Raw genomic sequence first — 16,340 nt, forward strand, 5'->3', positions numbered from 1 at the left:
TTCGGGTTTTGATCCAGTTGAATACTCCACTTGCTCAAGCGGACATGCAGCATGTTTATCTGCGAGGTGCCCGCGAGCTAAGGCCGGATCTCAGCGCAGTTTGATTGAGGTCGTACAGCACCAATACGGCAGCGTAGCCACAGCAATCGAACAGCAACGGGACAACCTATCGCCTTGGGCAATAGGGAGCGCAATCGATTCTGGTTTTTCCCTGCTTATTTTGGGGGAAGAGAATGTCTCAACCCAAGTTGATTCAGGTCTTATAACTACGGATTTGGCGATCCCAGCCGCCTTGATCTGGATTCACTCACAGATGCACTTAGCCCAAGAGTATGGTCATTTCGATTCAAACCAGGACACTAAACCCATGACCCAATGTTGACTGTAAGGGGCGAGATAGCCCAGGCGTCTCACCCTAACCCGAAACGACTATAGTTTGAGAACTCAGGAGGATAGTTTTTCTCGCAGACGGTTTTCCCACTGTTGCAGTTGCTCTTGGCGAGCGGCCACCTCTGCTTCGCGACGGCTCAGCTCTTGGCTTTGCCGAGTCAAGGATTGCCGCCAGCTTTCAATCTCCGACAGATCCACCAGACTGTGGGTTCGGGATAGGTTGTGCAACATCTCCACCAGCTTCATGGCTGCCTCTTCCACCCGCCGTACCTGCCGCTCTTCCGAAAGCTCAACCAGCAGCAACACCCCAATGTTGTAAGGGCCAACCTCTTTGCAGGTGACCCCTTCTGGCTTGCGCAGCGGCATCCAAACCCCGTCCTCGGCCTGCCGGGCCAAGAGCTGCAGCTCCCCCTGGCCGAAGAGACTTTTTTTGTGTACCCGTGCCAGATACAGCATGGAACATGCAGGAAGATGCTGCCGATTTTAGCACCGATCCCTTTTATTGAAGAGGGATCCCGTCCCTACACCCAAACCTGGGTTTTGTTGTCCGTGCCACCAGGAGGATCAATGCTAGGATCGGCTGTGGAATGGATAAGGCTCAACGCTCTCCCGTCTTCATCGTTTAGGGATCCCTGGCATGTTTCTCACCCAAAGCCCCTACTTCTTGATGGCAGCGCTGGTGGCTATTGCCAGTGGAGCCATCTTCGCGGTTCGGTTCATCAAGCGAGAGGCCTCCGCTGAGTATGACGTGATTTTTGCCACGATGGGCCTGATCTATTCCGTCTGCTTGCTCTTGGAAGGTCAGCGGCTCATTCCGTTGCTGTTCTTTGCCCAGGTGTTGCTGGCGGTGATGGCCGGCTGGTTTGCCCTCGAAACTTTTCGGTTGCGCATCCTCTTGAGTGAAAAGGCACGGCAGGTGGGCGGGGCTCGTCCGACCGTTCGGCGGCAAGGCTTCAGCCGCACCTATCCCCCGGATGGCTATGCCCAAGGACGCACGGTTTCCACTCGAGCCGAGGGATCCCGTATCCGCGATACATCCTCTTACAGTCGCTCCATTCCTGGGCGCAGTGGTGAAGATCCTAGCCGTCGCCCGCGGCCCCAACTGACCAGCGATACCCGTGTGCGTCCCCGCCGCCGACCCGAAGGGGATGAGTATTACGAGGAGCCAGGGGTCCGCCCGCGTCAGGATACGGACTACGATGAACCAGCACCGCCGCCAGAGGCCCGCCGCCCCCGTCGTCCTGCCACCGAAGAGTATCCAGAGGATGTGGATGTGCAGGAAGAGCGCAGCACAGGTACAGCTACTCGTCGCCGTCCCCCACGGTTGCCCCAAGACCAAGGGGAAAGCTACGCAGATGAACCCCCCCGCCGTCCTTCCCGCCGCGTTGTCGAAGTAGAGCCAGTAGAGGTGGAGCCAGAAGAGTATGATGACGATCTGTTCTGATAGGCTCTCAATGCCGATCTGAACTTGATAGAAGCAGCGCCAGGGTCAATTAGTCGGATCCCTCAGCCTGTGTTGCGCATCCCGGCGGCAATGCCGTTAATGGTAAGTAAAGCTCCACGCAGAAGTTCAGCTCGGTCGTAGCGTGTTCGTCCGGTGCGGGATCCCTGACGCTCCCGCAGGCGCTTGAGGAGGGAGACTTGGATAAAGCCGAGGGGCACAATAGAGCGGTTGCGCAACTGCACCGAGCGCTTCAAATAAGGGTCGTTCTCCAACAGTTCGCTGTGACCCGTAATCTGCAGCACTATTGTGCGGGTGCGGTGCATTTCTTGGGCAATACACTCAAACAGCTCCATCGCCCGCTCTAGACGTTCTGGAGAGCTCATCTCCCGCACGTAGTGACGCGCTATTTGCAAATCCACCTTGGCCAAGGTCATCTCCACTTTGGAGATCACCATGCGGAAGAAAGGCCATTCGCGATACAGGTGCTGCAGGTGGTTGAGGTTGTGCTCGCCCTTGGCCACGTATTCCTGTAGGGCGGTGCCAACTCCATACCAGGCCGGCAGGAGAAAGCGGCTTTGCGTCCAACTAAATACCCAGGGAATGGCCCGCAGGGATCCGATGTCTTTTTGGCTACCGCTGCGGCGGGCGGGACGGGAGCTGATCTGCAGTTGGCTGATCTCTTCAATGGGGGTGACCTCGTGGAAAAACTCCACAAAACCTTCCTGCTCATAGACCAGGTTGCGATACACCTGCCGGGAGCGATCCGCCAAGGATTCCATTAGGCGCGACCACTCGTGCAGGTCGTTGGGGTAGGTGCGCAGCAGGCTGGCCTGGATCACAGCGCTGGTAACGGTTTCCAGGTTAAAAATGGCCAGATCCTGGAGGGAATACTTGGAGGCCAACACCTCTCCCTGTTCGGTAATTTTGATGCGGCCCCCCACACTGCGCCCTGGCTGAGCCAAGATGGCCTCGTAAGCCGGGCCCCCTCCACGGCCCACCGAACCGCCCCGGCCATGGAAGATCTGCAGCTTCACCCCGTAGGATTCGGCCACCGTCTGCAGGCGTTGTTGAGCCTTGTAAATCTCCCAGTTGCTGCTCAAAAAGCCGGAATCTTTGTTGCTATCGGAGTAGCCCAGCATCACCTCCTGTAGATTCCCCTGCTGAGCCAAGTACTGGCGATAGAAAGGGATCTCCAGCAACTGCCGCAAAACTTCCGGGGCCCGCTTCAGGTCTTCGACGGTCTCGAACAGCGGCACCACCGCCAGGGATCCGCGACCACTGATGGGATCGTAGAGACCCACCTCCTTGGCCATCAGCAGCACCTCCAACAGGTCGCTTAACTGGCGGCTCATGCTGATCACATAGGTTTGGCAAATGGCCAAGCCGAATTCCTGCTGCATGCGGCGCAGGGTGCGAAAGGTGGCGATCAGCTCTGCTGTCTTATCGGAAAAGGCAATCTCCAAAGGTATCAGAGGCCGACGGGTTTGCAGCTCCTGCAGGAGAAAGGCGGTTTTTTCCTCTTCCGTCATCTCGCTGTAGGGGCGCGGCAAAATGCGCAGGTACTCGAAAATCTCCGTGAGAGCGGCTTCGTGGTAGCTGCTGTCTTGGCGGATATCCAGATGGGCCAGGTGAAAGCCAAACACCTGTACCTGTTGAATGAGATGATCCAACTGACGGCAGGAAAGGCCGCTGTTTTTCAAGCTTTTCTGGATAAGCTGCAAGTCGGCCAGGAATTCTTCCGCGTTGGCATAGGCGTTGTCCACAGGGGGAGGGGTGGGCAAACAAGCGGAGTCGGCCAAGTTGCGGTTGCGCTCCCGCGTCAACTCCAGCCGCCGCTGAATGTAGCTGAGCTTGAGGCGGTAAGGCTCCTGGCGATATTGCAGCGAAAACGATTCGTAAACCTCGGGCATGAGGCGGTGATCCTGCTCAAGGGCATCCAGCAGTTGGCTGTCCACATCCCCCCAGTGCAGGGAAATGCTCAAGGTTTTGGTGAGAGCCTTCACCGATTCGATGTACTTGCCCAGGATGAGGTTGCGCTGATAGCGAGCCGTTTGCCAGGTAACATCGGCGGTGACGGAAGGGTTGCCATCCCGATCCCCGCCTACCCATGAGCCGAAGTTGCAAAATCCTGCCGGCGGCGGCTCGACGCTGGGAAAAGCTTTTTTCAGGCTGCGGCTGAGGTACTCGTGCAGCAGGGGGATGGCCTGAAACAACACCTCTTCAAAATAGTGCAAAGTGTAATCGACTTCGTTCAAAACAGTCGGCTTGGACTGATGCAACTCGTCGGTGCGCCACCAAAGCAAAACTTCTTCCGCCATCTGTTCTTTTATCATCTGGGCCTGCAAAGGCTGGGTTTGTTCTGCCCAATCCAGTTGGCCGAGCAGGCGAGAGAAAGCTCGTTGCTTCTCGCGGATGGTGTGGCGGACGATCTCGGTGGGGTGGGCGGTAAAGACCATGCGAATGTGCAACTGCTCCAGCAATCTGCGCAGTAGGCCCGGCGGCACCCCTTGAGCCCGCAGGTAAGGGAACAGCCGTTCAAATTTTTCGTTTTCTCGCACGGTACGTTGTTGGCTATCCACCATGCGCATGTCCGAGTCTTCTGCCCGTTCGTAGTGCTGTTCAACAATGTTGATCAACTGGAAGAAGAGGGCAAAGGCCCGTGCCGTTTGGATGGTGGCGTCGAGGCTGAGGTACTCGATAATTTGTAGTACCTCTGGGATCGGGTACTCCAGGGCTTGTCCTTCTGGGGAACACATGGAACGCAGTCGCTGCAACAGATCCACCAGAGACTGACCGCACTCCTGCAGGATCACCGATTCCCAGAGTTCTTCCACCAATTGCAGGCGACGGTTCAACAGGTTGTTCCTGCGGTTGAAGGCTTCGTTGACTTGAAGGGAATGGGCCAAGGGATCCCGTTCCCCAAACAGGGATGCCTCCTTCAGCCCGTTGGCAGAACCCGCTGCCCCCTCTGCAGCGGTCAGGTGGGGGGAAGAGGTCATGAAGGCAGCTCCTAGAATAACCATCCCAATATTAGAGCCTGTTTGTCGAAACGGCAGATGTAGCAGGTATCACGCTCAGATTGCGGTCTTCTCCGCGTCGGATTTTGTAGTTGAGCCTACAAATTGCAAGAAAAAAGTGTTTTACCTTGCCGCAATACCGGTCTAACGCCTTGTTGACAGGAGTTCTGGTGGCTGCCACCCTGTTTATCAACGCACATCTGCTGGATCCCGACCAGGGATTGGACGAGATCGGGCAACTGGGTTTTCACGTCGGTGGGGGATTTTTGTCTGCCGGCGGATGAGGCGGGGATCCGCTCAGGGGTGACCACGGTGGTGGAGGCGGGGATCACCTTCCCGGCGTTTTGTGCAACGGTGGCGTCAACTGCCCAGACGCGGGTTTATGCTTTGATCCTTCTCTGCTCTACATCGCCACTGCGGATTTCATCGCCCACCGCCTCAGGCTGGCTGTGGATTGGAAAAATCAAGATCTGGATCGGGCCAGAGCAGTGATCGAGACCCATCGCCAGGTGGTGGTTGGCCTCAAGGCTCGCCCCACCCTCAGGCCGGGAGAGAGGGAATCGCCCACACTCACTTCCGCTCTGATTCTCGGGGAGGAATATCGCCTGCCGATCATGATTCATCTGGGCCGCTTCCCGATGGATGAGGTGTTGGATCCCTTCGATTTGTTGGATCGCCTGCGTTCGGGAGAGATTGTCAGCAACGAACAAAAGGCCCGCGCCCGCGACTACGCATTGCAGGTGGCAGAGCTAGAATCCAAGGCAATTGCAGCTTTCAACCGCAAGTTGGCAGCCTTGTCACCGGCTTGAGCCGCTCTGGAGCGGATGCCCATTTTATGATTTCGGATCAGCAGTGGATGGAACGGTGTCTATCCCTGGCCCGTTCCACACCTCAGCGTCCCTCTCCCAATCCACGGGTGGGCTGCGTGATCGTGCAGGGGGATCGGGTGGTGGGGGAAGGCGTTCATCCGGGGGCAGGGCAGCCCCATGCGGAGGTGTTGGCTCTGCAACAGGCGGGATCCCTGGCCAGAGGGGCAACGCTCTACGTCAACCTGGAGCCCTGCAACCACTATGGCCGTACCCCTCCCTGTACCGAGGCCATCCTAGCTGCCGGGATCCGGCGGGTGGTGGTGGGGATGCAGGATCCCAATCCCTTGGTGGCTGGCAAAGGGATCCGCCGCCTGCAGGAGGCGGGGATCGACGTGACGGTGGGAGTGCTGGAGCGGGAGTGCCAGGAGCTGAACGAGGGGTTTGCCTTCGCCATTGTGCGGCAACAGTGTTTCGGCCTGCTGAAATACGCCATGACCCTGGATGGCAAGAGCGCCGCCGCCACCGGCCACAGCCGCTGGATCAGCAACTCTCCGGCGCGGCAGTGGGTACACCAACAGCGGGCCTGGCATGATGCCGTCATCGTTGGATCCCGAACCGTTTGGCAGGATAACCCGCGCCTCACCTGTCGCCTGGCGGAGTTGCAGGGATCCCAGCCGTTGCGGGTGGTCCTCAGCCGTTCCCTGAACCTACCTCCCGTCGCCCATCTGTGGCAGGTGGAAGAAGCGCCGACGTTGGTGATCACAGAAGCTGTGGCAACCCATCCTTTGTGGGGATCCCTGGCCAAGCAGGGGGTGGAGCTGCTGCATCTGCCCCAAGTAACCCCCTCGCGGGCGGCACAGGTGCTCTTTCAGCGGGGGTGTCTGAGTGCCCTCTGGGAATGCGGGGGCACGCTGGCCTGGGCAGCCCTCAAAGATGGGGCGATCCAGAAAGTAGCCGCCTTCATCGCTCCCAAGATCCTGGGGGGAGCCGCTGCGCCAACCCCGGTAGCAGGGGAGGGGATCCCTGATGTAAACCAAAGCTGGCAACTGGTGGAGCCGCGGCTGGAGACCTTGGGGGATAACTGGCTAATTACCGGAAAGATCTCCTCTTCAGTTGGCCGCAGTGACTTACTACAGTAACCAGCTTTCAATTGCCATGAGGTTTCTGAACGAACAGGCTGATATCTGTTCAATGTAAATGGATATACTCATCAGAAAAACACGGCATTTCTGCAAAGTGGGGTTCAGAATTGAGCTCAATTGTGCTAGGCTGGTCAATGTTTTGGGGGGGTCAATTGACGTTTTGGTAAGGTCAGCAAAATCAAGCTGTAGGGATCTATCGAGATTTTCCTGAGGTGAGCCTTGCAAACGGCAACGACGAAGACTCTAGCCTCTTTGTCCAGCCCTTCTTTGCTTGCCCAGTGAGCGGCTTGAAAGTCGTCCTATCTCATTTTCAAGTACAAATCCCAGGATAAGGAGGGGCATTGTGTTGAATCTTTTTGCCGGCCTGCTGTTGGCATCCGCTTTCATCAGCCCCTCGGGAAACGTCGTCATCGAGGGGGATCCAGGGGAGTGGGTTTTCGCCGATCATCAAGTCCTAGAAGGGGTTACTCTAACCCTTCTCACACGGCCCGGAGAGAGCTTGGCCTCTTGGAGAGAGATGCTCTCCGTCATGGACGTTCATGTCGAGGGATCGCCGCGCTTTCTTGCCAACCACATGCGGGACAACCTCCTGGCCAACTGTCCCCAAACGACTTGGGAGTTCCATCGGGAGAGCGAAGAAGATGTGCTCTACGAGTTTCGCAGTGCTGGCTGTCGTGGAACGGTGAGTGGAGTTGAGGAACATGAGATTGGCCGGATCACCCGAGGCCCAAGCGGCAGTGTGCGCATTGCCTATGCCGCAAAGCCAGAGATGACGTCCGAAGTGCGAAGCCGCTGGCTGAACTTACTGGGCAGCGAGGTGGGGACAGCTCAGGGTTTTCCCATTCGCAACCTCAGCGGGGCGATTGCACAGCCTTCTTCCCCGGTTTCGGAAGCCCCAACCGCAGAGCGGCAGATCGCCCGGTGGCTGCAGGAAGCAACCGATGCCCTGAAGCAGCAGGAAGATTTGCTGGCCGAGCTGGATCGCCTGGGTCAGGCTGCGCAAGCAGATGCCCGTGCCTACAGCCAAGGAACCCCCAAAGAGGCGGGGCTAAGGACAATCGGCCTGTACCAAGGTCGGGGGGACGGCAGCCCTGGCGAGGCCACAACCGAGTTCAAGACCACTGACACCTTGATCTGGGCCATCTTGCCGGTGGGCAACCTTCCTGCCAACGCCAAGGTGGAGATGCTCTGGTACTACGAGGGCGGAGAAGCTGGGGGCGAGCAACTAATCCGCAAGCTCGATGTTCCCTGGGATCCCTTGGCCGATACCGTGCGAGGCTTTCTGAGCTTCAGCCAACCCTACACCGGGCGCTACCGCGTCGAGATTCATGTCAACGGCGAGAAGGTAGGAATTGGCCGCTTCACAATCCAATAGTCTCCTGCAAGAAGTACCCCTCCTACGGGGTTACACAGGCTTGGGGGTGGACAATCTCCATCACCAACTCCGACGGGGTGAAGACTGTTGTGCTGGGATCCAGAGGGGGGCTTGCTATCCTCGACGGGTTCTGCTGACAGGCCTGGCTTTGAGGTTGTAGATAAGGCTGGTGCGGTATTGCAACAGCAAATTGCGCAGATAAAGGGGCAAGTTGCGTCGGTAGAGGGAGCGGGTTTTGCGGTAGATAGACTTGCTGCGCCGGTTAATTGCTTGGCTGCGCCGCTGCAAAGAGGTTTGGAGTGGACGTTGGAGTGCCAGGGATCCGGGCACACGCATCAACCTTGGCCGTACCATATCCCCCCTCGAGAGCGGCGTTGAAAGTTGGATCCAGTGTAGGGGATCCTCAGGGAAGCAGCCGCCAGCGGGTCAGCCTATTGCGCAGGCGGTCTGCCCAGCTTGCCGAGATCCCGGCAAAAGTTTCATCCCTCTCCAGATCTTGCAACAACTGCCGACCCAGAGGTGCCAGACGGTACCGGTCGGTGATCCCCTGCCCATCCACTTCCCGTCGCAACAGCCCTACCTGAATCAGCCACATCAGCTCCTGATCCACCCGCATTTCCGATAACGGGCGTCGGCTGTAGCCTGCTTGAACGCCGGCCCAACCTGCAATCTTTGCCGGTGGGATCCCTTTTGTGCTCATGGCCTGCAGCAAGGGCAACCGAAAAGGGCTGCAAATCCAGGCACGCCAAGCCCTTCTGTACACTGACTCAGAGTCATGGAGCATGAGGGACAAGGGGAGTCCTTATGTTCTTATTCAATTCTGTCAATGGCCGTTGAGCAGCAGGCTTGTTACAATAAATTACGATATGTTGATCATCCTTGCCATTGTTGTCCTCCTGGGATTCTGGGCGCTGCGCTTGATGGAGCAGGCTTTTCAGAGTCAGGAGTTCTCGCGCATGTTGGCAGGGACACTGGTGGCTGTGGCTGCCGGCGGCGTCTTGACCTGTTACTTTCTGATGAGCGATACCCTTCAGATGTTGTTTCATCTGCAAGCGCAGTCCCCCTCTTCCTACTCTCAAGATCTGCTCTCCGATCTGAGCTGGCTTGACTAGGCCAATTGGGTTGCTAGCCAGGCTCGGATGCTTCGGATCATTTGGTGGTTGGGGGCCAGTAGGTTCTGGTAGATCAACTGTCCAAAAGCATCGATGGGGCTGAACTCTTGCCCGACTTGGAAAGGGTAGCTAAAACCCAGTGGAGTGAGGTGATCCCCCTCGAGATGCTGCCACTCGGTATAGCCTTGATACTTGCGGCAAAGCTGCTGGTAGAGCAGAGGAATGTCGTCAATATCATCCTGTCGAAATTCTACGAGCAGGTTGTGTCTAACCGGATACTGCTCCTCAATTAAGCGGTTGGTTTCTGCTGGGGAAGGCTCGAACTCCAACCACAGGTTCACAGGTGGCGAGGAGGATCCCATCCACATCCGCCACAGATCGGCAAGCTGTCGTTGAGGCCAAGCTTGAGCCAACAGCCGCAGCAATGGCAAAGCCCGATCTAGCCCGGCATTGCTGTAGGCCAGGAAAATATTGCCTCGCCGCTGGGATCCCAGAGAAGGAACGGCTAGACAAGAGAGGATCTGCAACTTACAGCCCAGGCTATGACCCAAACCAAACAGGGGCAACTCCAGCAAACCCTTGCTTTGCAGGCTTCTGTGCAAAGATTGGGCTGCGTTGAGCGCCAGTTGGGCGTGATCGATATCGGTGGTGTAGGGGGTGGCAACAACGGCCATGCCCATACGGGCCAGTTCTTCCAGCAGGCGGCTGTAGAACACTTGCGGGGCAGCTCCCACAAAAGCTCCACCCAGAAAGTGAACGACGGCGCGGGGTTGAGGGGGCAGAAGGAACCAAGTATGCCCATCGGTTTGCCAAGTTGGTGCCATGGTGTTGCAACCTCGCCTGCGAGTTTGTTGAAGCTTTCCCCATAACCCAGCGCTCGGCAGATCCCACTTTGCCCACTTTACGCCGGTTCCCCGCGCTGGCCAGCCCCTGGAACTCATCCTAATGGACATCTTGCCCAGACATGGGGATCCCCAGTTAACTTCTGATGCAGCAGGCAAAACTCTGCCCCGCCTCAGACCGAGGTTCTAGCACCGAAGGGTAGTGCGCTACACTCGCCGAGATTGGGTTTTGAGTGTAGGATCCCTGCCCAAAAGTTGCTGCGGCTGCTATGACTAGGGCAGTGGGTGGTGAGGGATCGTGATGAAGACTTCACAGCTTGCAAAAGGATGCCTGCTGATCGATTGTCGGGGCTTTGATGAAAAGACGATAAACCTATTTTTGGCGCCTGGGCCCGATCCCTACCGGGAAACAGAGGAATTTCTCCTGGACTGCGAGATGCGGGCAGATGAGCTGCCCCGTTATCTGCGGCGGGCCTTGCTGGAGTTTCAGTTGTATTCCAATTCGGAAGGGATCCTGCTGCTGCGGGGCTTGCCCGTGGATCCCGGACTAGACCATACCCGCACACCGGCTCTGGCGCAGCGCTCTGAGGAGAAAACCACTTTTGTCAGCGAACGCTGCTTGGCGATGATCGGCAGCCGCTTGGGGCATTTGGTCTCCTACATTCAAGAAAAGAACGGGGATTTGTTTCAAAACTTGGTGCCTACTCCCGGCAGCGAAGAGGTGCAATCTTCCGAGGGATCCCGCACTCGGCTGCAGTTTCACCGCGAGACGGTTTTTCATCCCTACTCACCAGAGTTTTTGCTGCTGTTTTGCCTGCGCCCCGACCATGACCGTGTAGCGGAAACCACCTACGCCAGCATCCGCCATGTCCTGCCTTTGCTGGGAGAGCGCGATCGAGAGCTGCTGTTTGAACCCCTGTATCGCACCGGCATCGACTACTCCTTCGGCAACCGGCAAGCCCTGATCAATGGACCCATTTTGCCGGTGCTGTATGGCCGTCGAGAGGATCCCTTCTGGAACTACGACGAAGACCTGATGGTGGGGCTCACCCCCGAAGCCAGTCTGGCTCTAGAAGCCCTGAGGAAGGGAATCCACGCTGTCTACCGAGGCATCAAGCTGGAAACAGGGGATCTGCTCTGTATTGACAATCGCCGCACCGTTCACGGACGGACTGCCTTCTCTCCCCGCTACGATGGCTTCGACCGCTGGATCCAGCGCTCATTTGTGGTGCGGGATCTCGGCCTTTCGGCAGGGGATCGCCATCCCGGTGAGCGCATCATTCGCACCGCCTTCGCAACAGATGATGAGGCCCAAGCTGCCCTCAATGGGGAGCAGGTCTGTCTCAGAAGATCCTGAGAAGTTCGCAGACTTCAGCGCCATCCATAGCTCAAGTCCGTAAAAGTACTATTGGCGATTTCCCCGAAAGGGTTTGGATGAGTCGCCCCAGATTCTGATGTCAAAATACGTGATCCTCACGATGGCTATCGCAGAGCGTTTCCAGCATTCTAGGCTTATGAGCCAAAGCCATCAATTCTTCTCACGATTGCGAGGTTAAGATGAGCATTCGCCAGATCATCGATGAGGTTTTACAATCTTCGGTTTTAACTCTGCAGCAGGAATCCAGCATTAACCAAATCCTCTGGGAAAAAAACTATGATCTATCTGATCTAGAGGCTTTAGATAAGTTGGTGGAAGCCATTTTGCGCCAAGAGGTAAGGGCTGCTTCCGATCCCTGCTAGAAACCTAGCCTTGCTTGCAAACGACGGCAGATCTTGCTCAAAACTTACACACTTACACAACGCACAACTGAGAGCAATTGTGCATGCTCCTAGCATGAGTCGGGATGAGATTCCAATCTCTCGACAATTTCCCGGATTAAATGCTCATCAGAGCGATTGATCTCGGGGTGGAAAGGCGCCTGTTTTAAGTAGCGCTTGAGATCCTGGCAGGCTTGCTGCCAACGGCCCAACTGATAATACAACAGCCCGCGATCCCTTAGGTGGGGCAAGGATTCAGGGATCAACAACAAGATCCGTTCCGCTGCTGCCAAAGCGGGTTCCAGTTCGGCGCGGCTCAGATAAATTTGCTTGAGGTTGTTGAGCAAGCGTACCAAGATCAGGCGGGGAGGGGTGGGGCGTAGGTGGCGTTCTTGGAAAGGGATCCCAGGCCCGTAGATTTGCGACAAAAGCTCTTGACAATCTTCTGGAAATAAAATCTCCCCCTGCTGAAAGGGATCCACAAAAATCTCGGCGCCTGCAAACAGGGGCCGGATTAAAAAGTGGCCGGGCATGCCCACTCCTGCCATGGGAAAATCGATCCGCCGCGCCAGCTCTAGATAGATCAGCGACAGCGTAATCGGGATCCCGGTGCGCCGATCGATCACTTCGTTCAAAAAGCTGTTGCGTGGGTCGTAATAATCTTCGCGATTGCCACGAAAGCCCAGATCCTCAAAGAGATAGTGATTCAAGATCTTGATGACCCGCAGGGGATAACGCTCCGGGGGAAGGCGCTCTTGCACCTCTGCGGCCATCTCATCCAGAGCGGCCACATACTCTTCCACCTCCAGATCGGGATAGGCTTCCTGGGCAATCCAGAGGGCCGCCCGACCCAGATCGATGGGCTCCGATTGGATTTCAAGGGCAAAGCGTTGACGGGCAGCAGGAATGCTCATGAAATGTTAAATATTAAAAATATTGAGGTTCTTTGCAAGGATCTCGGTTAGAACAGCAGCGTGCAAAAGCTGGTCAACAGCAAGGTCACCGCCGTCAGGAGCAGGCTAAAGCTCCAAAGCCGCAAAGCGGCAAGCAGCAGGATCCCGATCACCCAAATCAGCAGAGCATTCCAATAGGGTCGGTTGGGGGCTTTGGACACATTAATTTTCTGGAAGAAGGGCAGCAGGATGAACGATACATCCAACAACAGGCGCGGCAGCCGCAAATCGTCCGGCAGCGGCAGATCTCGCACCGCCAAATAAAGCAGCCCCCAGCTCAACAAAAGCGGGATTAGGAGCAGATAGTTGGATTCGGCCAGCAAGGGTCGATCCACCACCAGCGGAAACAGAGGGCTGATCCCCCAGAGCAGATAGAGATAAAAGTTGAAGTTCAGCAGCGGCTGCAGCAGAGGGGGCACCTTGAAGCGTTGACCTTGGGATCCGATCCCGTTTACCTGAGCTGCGATTTTCTGGCCCAGGGATCCACCTTTTTGAGGGGTTTGCGCTGCCGGAGCCGCCCGCCAACCGCAGTGGTCGCAGTAGGGAGACTTGAACCGGTAGGCTGGGATCGGCTTGCCACAGGAAGGGCAACGTTGGATCGGACGAGGTTGAGAACTGGAAGCCATGACCACCCCGCGGTACTTCTGCCTTAGCATGCCCCAATGGCTCTCAGTTTACTCCCAGGGCAAATGACAGTGTGATACAGGCTGCCCCCAAAGCCGCGCCGGCCATGACCTGAACGGGAGTGTGCCCCAGCAATTCTTTCAGGTAGGGTTCTTGGAAACGGTCGGCGCCCTTTTCTTCAAACCATTCTTCCAGGAGGCGATTCAGCACCCGCGCCTGTTTTCCAGCGGCTTGGCGGATCCCCGCGGCATCGTACATCACCACCAATGCGAAAACCACCGTCGCGGCAAACAGCAGGCTGTCCCAGCCTTCCTGCAGCCCCACCCCAACGGACAAAGCCGTCACCAACGCTGCGTGGGAGCTGGGCATCCCCCCGGTTTCCACCAAGACTCGCAGGTTAACCTTGCCTGACCGCACATAGGAAAGGATCAGCTTGATGGCTTGGGCCAACACACTGGCCAGCAAAGCAACCCAGAGGACATGATTGGCCATCAACTGTTGCAGCATACGGCTCTCCAGCACAGACATGCGAGCAGGGTCTCCAGGGATCCCATCTAACTTGTCCTCTTGTCCTGCCCTAATGCTGACGGCGAGTGATGAAGTCCGCCAGGGCCAACAGCGGCTCTGCCCGCGATCCGTAGGGGCGCAACGTTTCCTTGGCCGATTGAATCAGCTCCTCGGCTTTTTGCCGGGAGGCCTCTAGGCCCAACAAGCTGGGATAGGTGGCTTTGGCGGCAGCTTGATCCTTTCCTGCCGTTTTGCCCAGTTGCTCGCTGGTGGCGGTGATGTCCAAAATGTCGTCCACAATCTGAAAGGCCAAGCCAATATCGCGGGCGTAGCGGCTCAGGCGGTCCAGCAGCTCCTCATCTCCCCCCGCCAGGATCCCTCCCGAAACCACCGAGACTTCCAATAGAGCGCCGGTCTTGTGGCTGTGAATGTACTCCAAAGTTTCCAGGGAAATGGCCTTGCCCTCCGACTCCAGATCCACCACCTGTCCCCCCACCAAACCGGTTGCCGCCACAGCATGGCCAATGCGGGCGATCACCTGCAACACCAACTGCGGCGGTACCCCCTGAGTTTGGCTAGCAATGTGCTCAAAGGCAAAAGCCAGCAGAGCATCTCCCGCCAAGATGGCAATGTCTTCGCCGAACACCTTGTGGTTGGTGGGTTTGCCGCGGCGAAAGTCGTCATTGTCCATGGCCGGCAAGTCGTCATGGATGAGCGACATGGTGTGGATCATTTCCAGGGCACAGGCGGTAGGCAGAGCCTGCTCCACAGTGCCGCCGGCCAACTCGCAAGCAGCCAGACAGAGGATGGGCCTGAGGCGCTTCCCCCCTGCCAATAGGCTGTAGCGCATCGCCTCGTAAATGCGCTCCGGATAGGCGGGAACCAAAGCTGCAGAGAGAGCTTCTTCCACCTGTTGCTGACGCTGGCTTAGGTAGGCTTTCAGGTTAAAGGTTTGGGCAACCAAGCGGGGTTTCCTCTCAACTCGGCAATGGGGGGATCCTTGTCGAGCCGTTCTTCAACAGACTTGTCAGGTGTCATTATCTCATGTCCACTTTAATTGGGGATCCCAGCCCAGAGGCCAAAAGGGTAAGAAGTAACAGCAAGTTGCAGCCGATGAAGAAACTGCAGGGATCCTGAGCCGCCAACTTGCGGTTGCTGTCGCCACAATGTCAGGATTCATAAGGATCTTTAGCCGGATTGCCCTCCTATGTCCCACTCGCCTGTTCAGCTCAGCGCCACCTCCTCCACCGCCAGCGGTGCGGAGCACTTGGGTGACCGTTTGCTGCGGGCGGCCCGAGGGGAAGTGCTGGATCGCCCTCCAGTTTGGATGATGCGCCAGGCGGGTCGCTACATGGCGGCCTACCGCGAGCTGCAAAGCAAGTACACCTTTAAGCAGCGTTGCGAGATCCCGGAGCTGGCCATCGAGATCTCGTTGCAACCGTTTCGGGCCTTTGCCCCTGATGGGGTGATCCTGTTCAGCGATATCCTCACCCCCCTTGAGGGCATGGGCATCCCCTTTGAGCTGGTGGAGCATCAGGGGCCAATCATCGACCCGCCGATTCGTTCCCAAGCCCAAATTGAACGCATCCGCCTCCTGGAACCGGAAGAAAGTCTGCCCTTTATCAAGACCATTCTCAGCACCCTGCGCCGCGAGGTGGAAGGAAAAGCGACGCTGCTGGGATTTGTCGGCTCCCCCTGGACTCTGGCCTGCTATGCCGTGGAAGGGCGCAGCTCCAAAGATTATGCCCACATCAAAAGCTTGGCCTTTACACAGCCGCCATTGCTGCATCAGTTGCTGAGCAAGCTGGCCGACAGCATTGCCCGCTACGTGATCTACCAGATCGAGTGCGGCGCCCAGGTGGTGCAGTTGTTCGATACTTGGGCCGGCCAGCTCAGCCCAGTCGATTACGAGTGTTGGGCCTTGCCCTACCAAAAGCAAATTGTGGATCAGGTGAAAGCTCGGTATCCGCAGGTGCCGCTGATCCTCTACATCAACGGCAGCGCCGCTTTGCTGGAGCGGGTGGGCAAAGCCGGCATCGACGTGTTCAGCCTCGATTGGATGAGCGATATGGCAGAGGCCAGGGCCCGCCTGGGATCCCTAGCGGTGCAGGGCAATCTGGATCCAATGGTGTTGCTGGGATCCCCGGAGTTCATCCGGCAGCGCACCCTAGAAGTGATTCAAAAAGCCGGATCCCGTGGACACATCATGAACTTGGGCCATGGCATCCACCCAAGCACTCCAGAGGCCAATGTCCATCACTTTTTCGAGACGGTGCGCCAGTCGGCAGAGCTGATACATTTACGCTGAACACTGCTGAACATCACTGTTCAACTATGCAGCGATAGCATTCTGTTTGTTTCCATTCG

19 protein-coding genes are annotated in these 16,340 nt (G+C 57.1%); 10 read left to right on the plus strand and 9 right to left on the minus strand.

The genetic code is table 11. The features are described from left to right. The first annotated feature begins 8 nt into the window (after positions 1 to 8). A complete protein-coding gene (locus NW834_RS10310; protein WP_414426300.1) occupies positions 9 to 104 on the plus strand; it encodes a chorismate mutase in 96 nt (31 codons plus the stop codon). Between the two features lie 340 nt (positions 105 to 444). Here the strand turns inward: NW834_RS10310 and NW834_RS10315 are convergent, their stop codons facing one another. Then, the gene (locus NW834_RS10315) at positions 445 to 846 is read right to left on the minus strand and encodes a hypothetical protein (RefSeq protein ID WP_414380831.1); all 402 of its coding nucleotides are present in this window, start codon (positions 844 to 846) and stop codon (positions 445 to 447) included. A 181-nt stretch (positions 847 to 1,027) separates the two neighbouring features. Between NW834_RS10315 and NW834_RS10320 the strand changes: the two genes are divergently transcribed. Beyond that, positions 1,028 to 1,834 (plus strand): Ycf66 family protein, encoded by an 807-nt coding sequence (locus NW834_RS10320; protein ID WP_414419024.1) that lies wholly within the window; start codon positions 1,028 to 1,030, stop codon positions 1,832 to 1,834. 62 nt (positions 1,835 to 1,896) lie between these two features. On the opposite strand, the gene ppc is transcribed toward NW834_RS10320, so the two are convergent. After that, complete coding sequence (gene ppc, locus NW834_RS10325; RefSeq protein ID WP_414419023.1) at positions 1,897 to 4,833, minus strand: phosphoenolpyruvate carboxylase; 2,937 nt, start codon at positions 4,831 to 4,833, stop codon at positions 1,897 to 1,899. 273 nt (positions 4,834 to 5,106) lie between these two features. Here ppc and NW834_RS10330 point away from each other — a divergent pair, with 273 nt between their 5' ends. The 4 genes from NW834_RS10330 (at position 5,107) to NW834_RS10345 (ending at position 8,177) form a co-directional block, all read left to right on the plus strand. Further along, complete coding sequence (locus tag NW834_RS10330) at positions 5,107 to 5,343, plus strand: hypothetical protein (protein ID WP_148202738.1); 237 nt, start codon at positions 5,107 to 5,109, stop codon at positions 5,341 to 5,343. After that, complete coding sequence (locus NW834_RS10335) at positions 5,301 to 5,660, plus strand: hypothetical protein (protein WP_414419022.1); 360 nt, start codon at positions 5,301 to 5,303, stop codon at positions 5,658 to 5,660. The genes NW834_RS10330 and NW834_RS10335 overlap by 43 nt, the downstream gene beginning before the upstream one ends. 26 nt (positions 5,661 to 5,686) lie before the next feature. Continuing rightward, positions 5,687 to 6,799 carry a bifunctional diaminohydroxyphosphoribosylaminopyrimidine deaminase/5-amino-6-(5-phosphoribosylamino)uracil reductase RibD gene (gene ribD, locus NW834_RS10340; RefSeq protein WP_414419021.1) on the plus strand — a complete coding sequence of 371 codons (1,113 nt, stop codon included), beginning with the start codon at positions 5,687 to 5,689 and terminating at the stop codon, positions 6,797 to 6,799. Positions 6,800 to 7,145: 346 nt separating this feature from the next. Next, positions 7,146 to 8,177 (plus strand): hypothetical protein, encoded by a 1,032-nt coding sequence (locus NW834_RS10345; protein WP_414419020.1) that lies wholly within the window; start codon positions 7,146 to 7,148, stop codon positions 8,175 to 8,177. A gap of 114 nt (positions 8,178 to 8,291) precedes the next feature. Here NW834_RS10345 and NW834_RS10350 read toward each other — a convergent pair whose 3' ends face one another. Both NW834_RS10350 and NW834_RS10355 read right to left on the minus strand, forming a co-directional pair. Continuing rightward, positions 8,292 to 8,531, minus strand: coding sequence for a hypothetical protein (locus NW834_RS10350; RefSeq protein WP_148202739.1), 240 nt, complete (start codon positions 8,529 to 8,531; stop codon positions 8,292 to 8,294). 49 nt (positions 8,532 to 8,580) lie between these two features. After that, entirely contained in the window at positions 8,581 to 8,961 is a 381-nt protein-coding gene (locus NW834_RS10355) for an Npun_F0494 family protein (protein WP_414329149.1), read from the minus strand. An 82-nt stretch (positions 8,962 to 9,043) separates the two neighbouring features. On the opposite strand from NW834_RS10355, the gene NW834_RS10360 reads away from it, so the two are divergent. Further along, positions 9,044 to 9,289 carry a hypothetical protein gene (locus NW834_RS10360; RefSeq protein WP_414419019.1) on the plus strand — a complete coding sequence of 82 codons (246 nt, stop codon included), beginning with the start codon at positions 9,044 to 9,046 and terminating at the stop codon, positions 9,287 to 9,289. Here the strand turns inward: NW834_RS10360 and NW834_RS10365 are convergent. After that, a complete protein-coding gene (locus NW834_RS10365) occupies positions 9,286 to 10,113 on the minus strand; it encodes a DUF1350 family protein (protein WP_414419018.1) in 828 nt (275 codons plus the stop codon). The genes NW834_RS10360 and NW834_RS10365 overlap by 4 nt on opposite strands. 319 nt (positions 10,114 to 10,432) lie before the next feature. Here NW834_RS10365 and NW834_RS10370 point away from each other — a divergent pair, with 319 nt between their 5' ends. After that, entirely contained in the window at positions 10,433 to 11,488 is a 1,056-nt protein-coding gene (locus NW834_RS10370) for a TauD/TfdA family dioxygenase (protein ID WP_414413994.1), read from the plus strand. A 200-nt stretch (positions 11,489 to 11,688) separates the two neighbouring features. Beyond that, positions 11,689 to 11,871 (plus strand): hypothetical protein, encoded by a 183-nt coding sequence (locus tag NW834_RS10375; protein ID WP_414342619.1) that lies wholly within the window; start codon positions 11,689 to 11,691, stop codon positions 11,869 to 11,871. An 89-nt stretch (positions 11,872 to 11,960) separates the two neighbouring features. Here NW834_RS10375 and NW834_RS10380 read toward each other — a convergent pair whose 3' ends face one another. The 4 genes from NW834_RS10380 to crtE are packed head-to-tail and all read right to left on the minus strand — an operon-like array spanning position 11,961 to position 14,937. Next, positions 11,961 to 12,803 carry a SirB1 family protein gene (locus tag NW834_RS10380; protein ID WP_414419017.1) on the minus strand — a complete coding sequence of 281 codons (843 nt, stop codon included), beginning with the start codon at positions 12,801 to 12,803 and terminating at the stop codon, positions 11,961 to 11,963. A 47-nt stretch (positions 12,804 to 12,850) separates the two neighbouring features. After that, on the minus strand, positions 12,851 to 13,468 hold the full coding sequence (locus tag NW834_RS10385) for a hypothetical protein (protein WP_414419016.1): 618 nt from the start codon (positions 13,466 to 13,468) through the stop codon (positions 12,851 to 12,853). Between the two features lie 43 nt (positions 13,469 to 13,511). Then, positions 13,512 to 13,994 carry a divergent PAP2 family protein gene (locus tag NW834_RS10390; RefSeq protein ID WP_414419015.1) on the minus strand — a complete coding sequence of 161 codons (483 nt, stop codon included), beginning with the start codon at positions 13,992 to 13,994 and terminating at the stop codon, positions 13,512 to 13,514. 49 nt (positions 13,995 to 14,043) lie between these two features. Continuing rightward, entirely contained in the window at positions 14,044 to 14,937 is an 894-nt protein-coding gene (crtE, locus tag NW834_RS10395; protein WP_414350897.1) for a geranylgeranyl diphosphate synthase CrtE, read from the minus strand. A gap of 243 nt (positions 14,938 to 15,180) precedes the next feature. Between crtE and hemE the strand changes: the two genes are divergently transcribed. Then, positions 15,181 to 16,281, plus strand: a complete 1,101-nt coding sequence (hemE, locus tag NW834_RS10400) for a uroporphyrinogen decarboxylase (RefSeq protein WP_414419014.1) — start codon at positions 15,181 to 15,183, stop codon at positions 16,279 to 16,281. Positions 16,282 to 16,340: the final 59 nt, after the last annotated feature.

The organism is Synechococcus sp. R60.1, assembly GCF_047461835.1.
GTDB lineage: Bacteria > Cyanobacteriota > Cyanobacteriia > Thermostichales > Thermostichaceae > Thermostichus.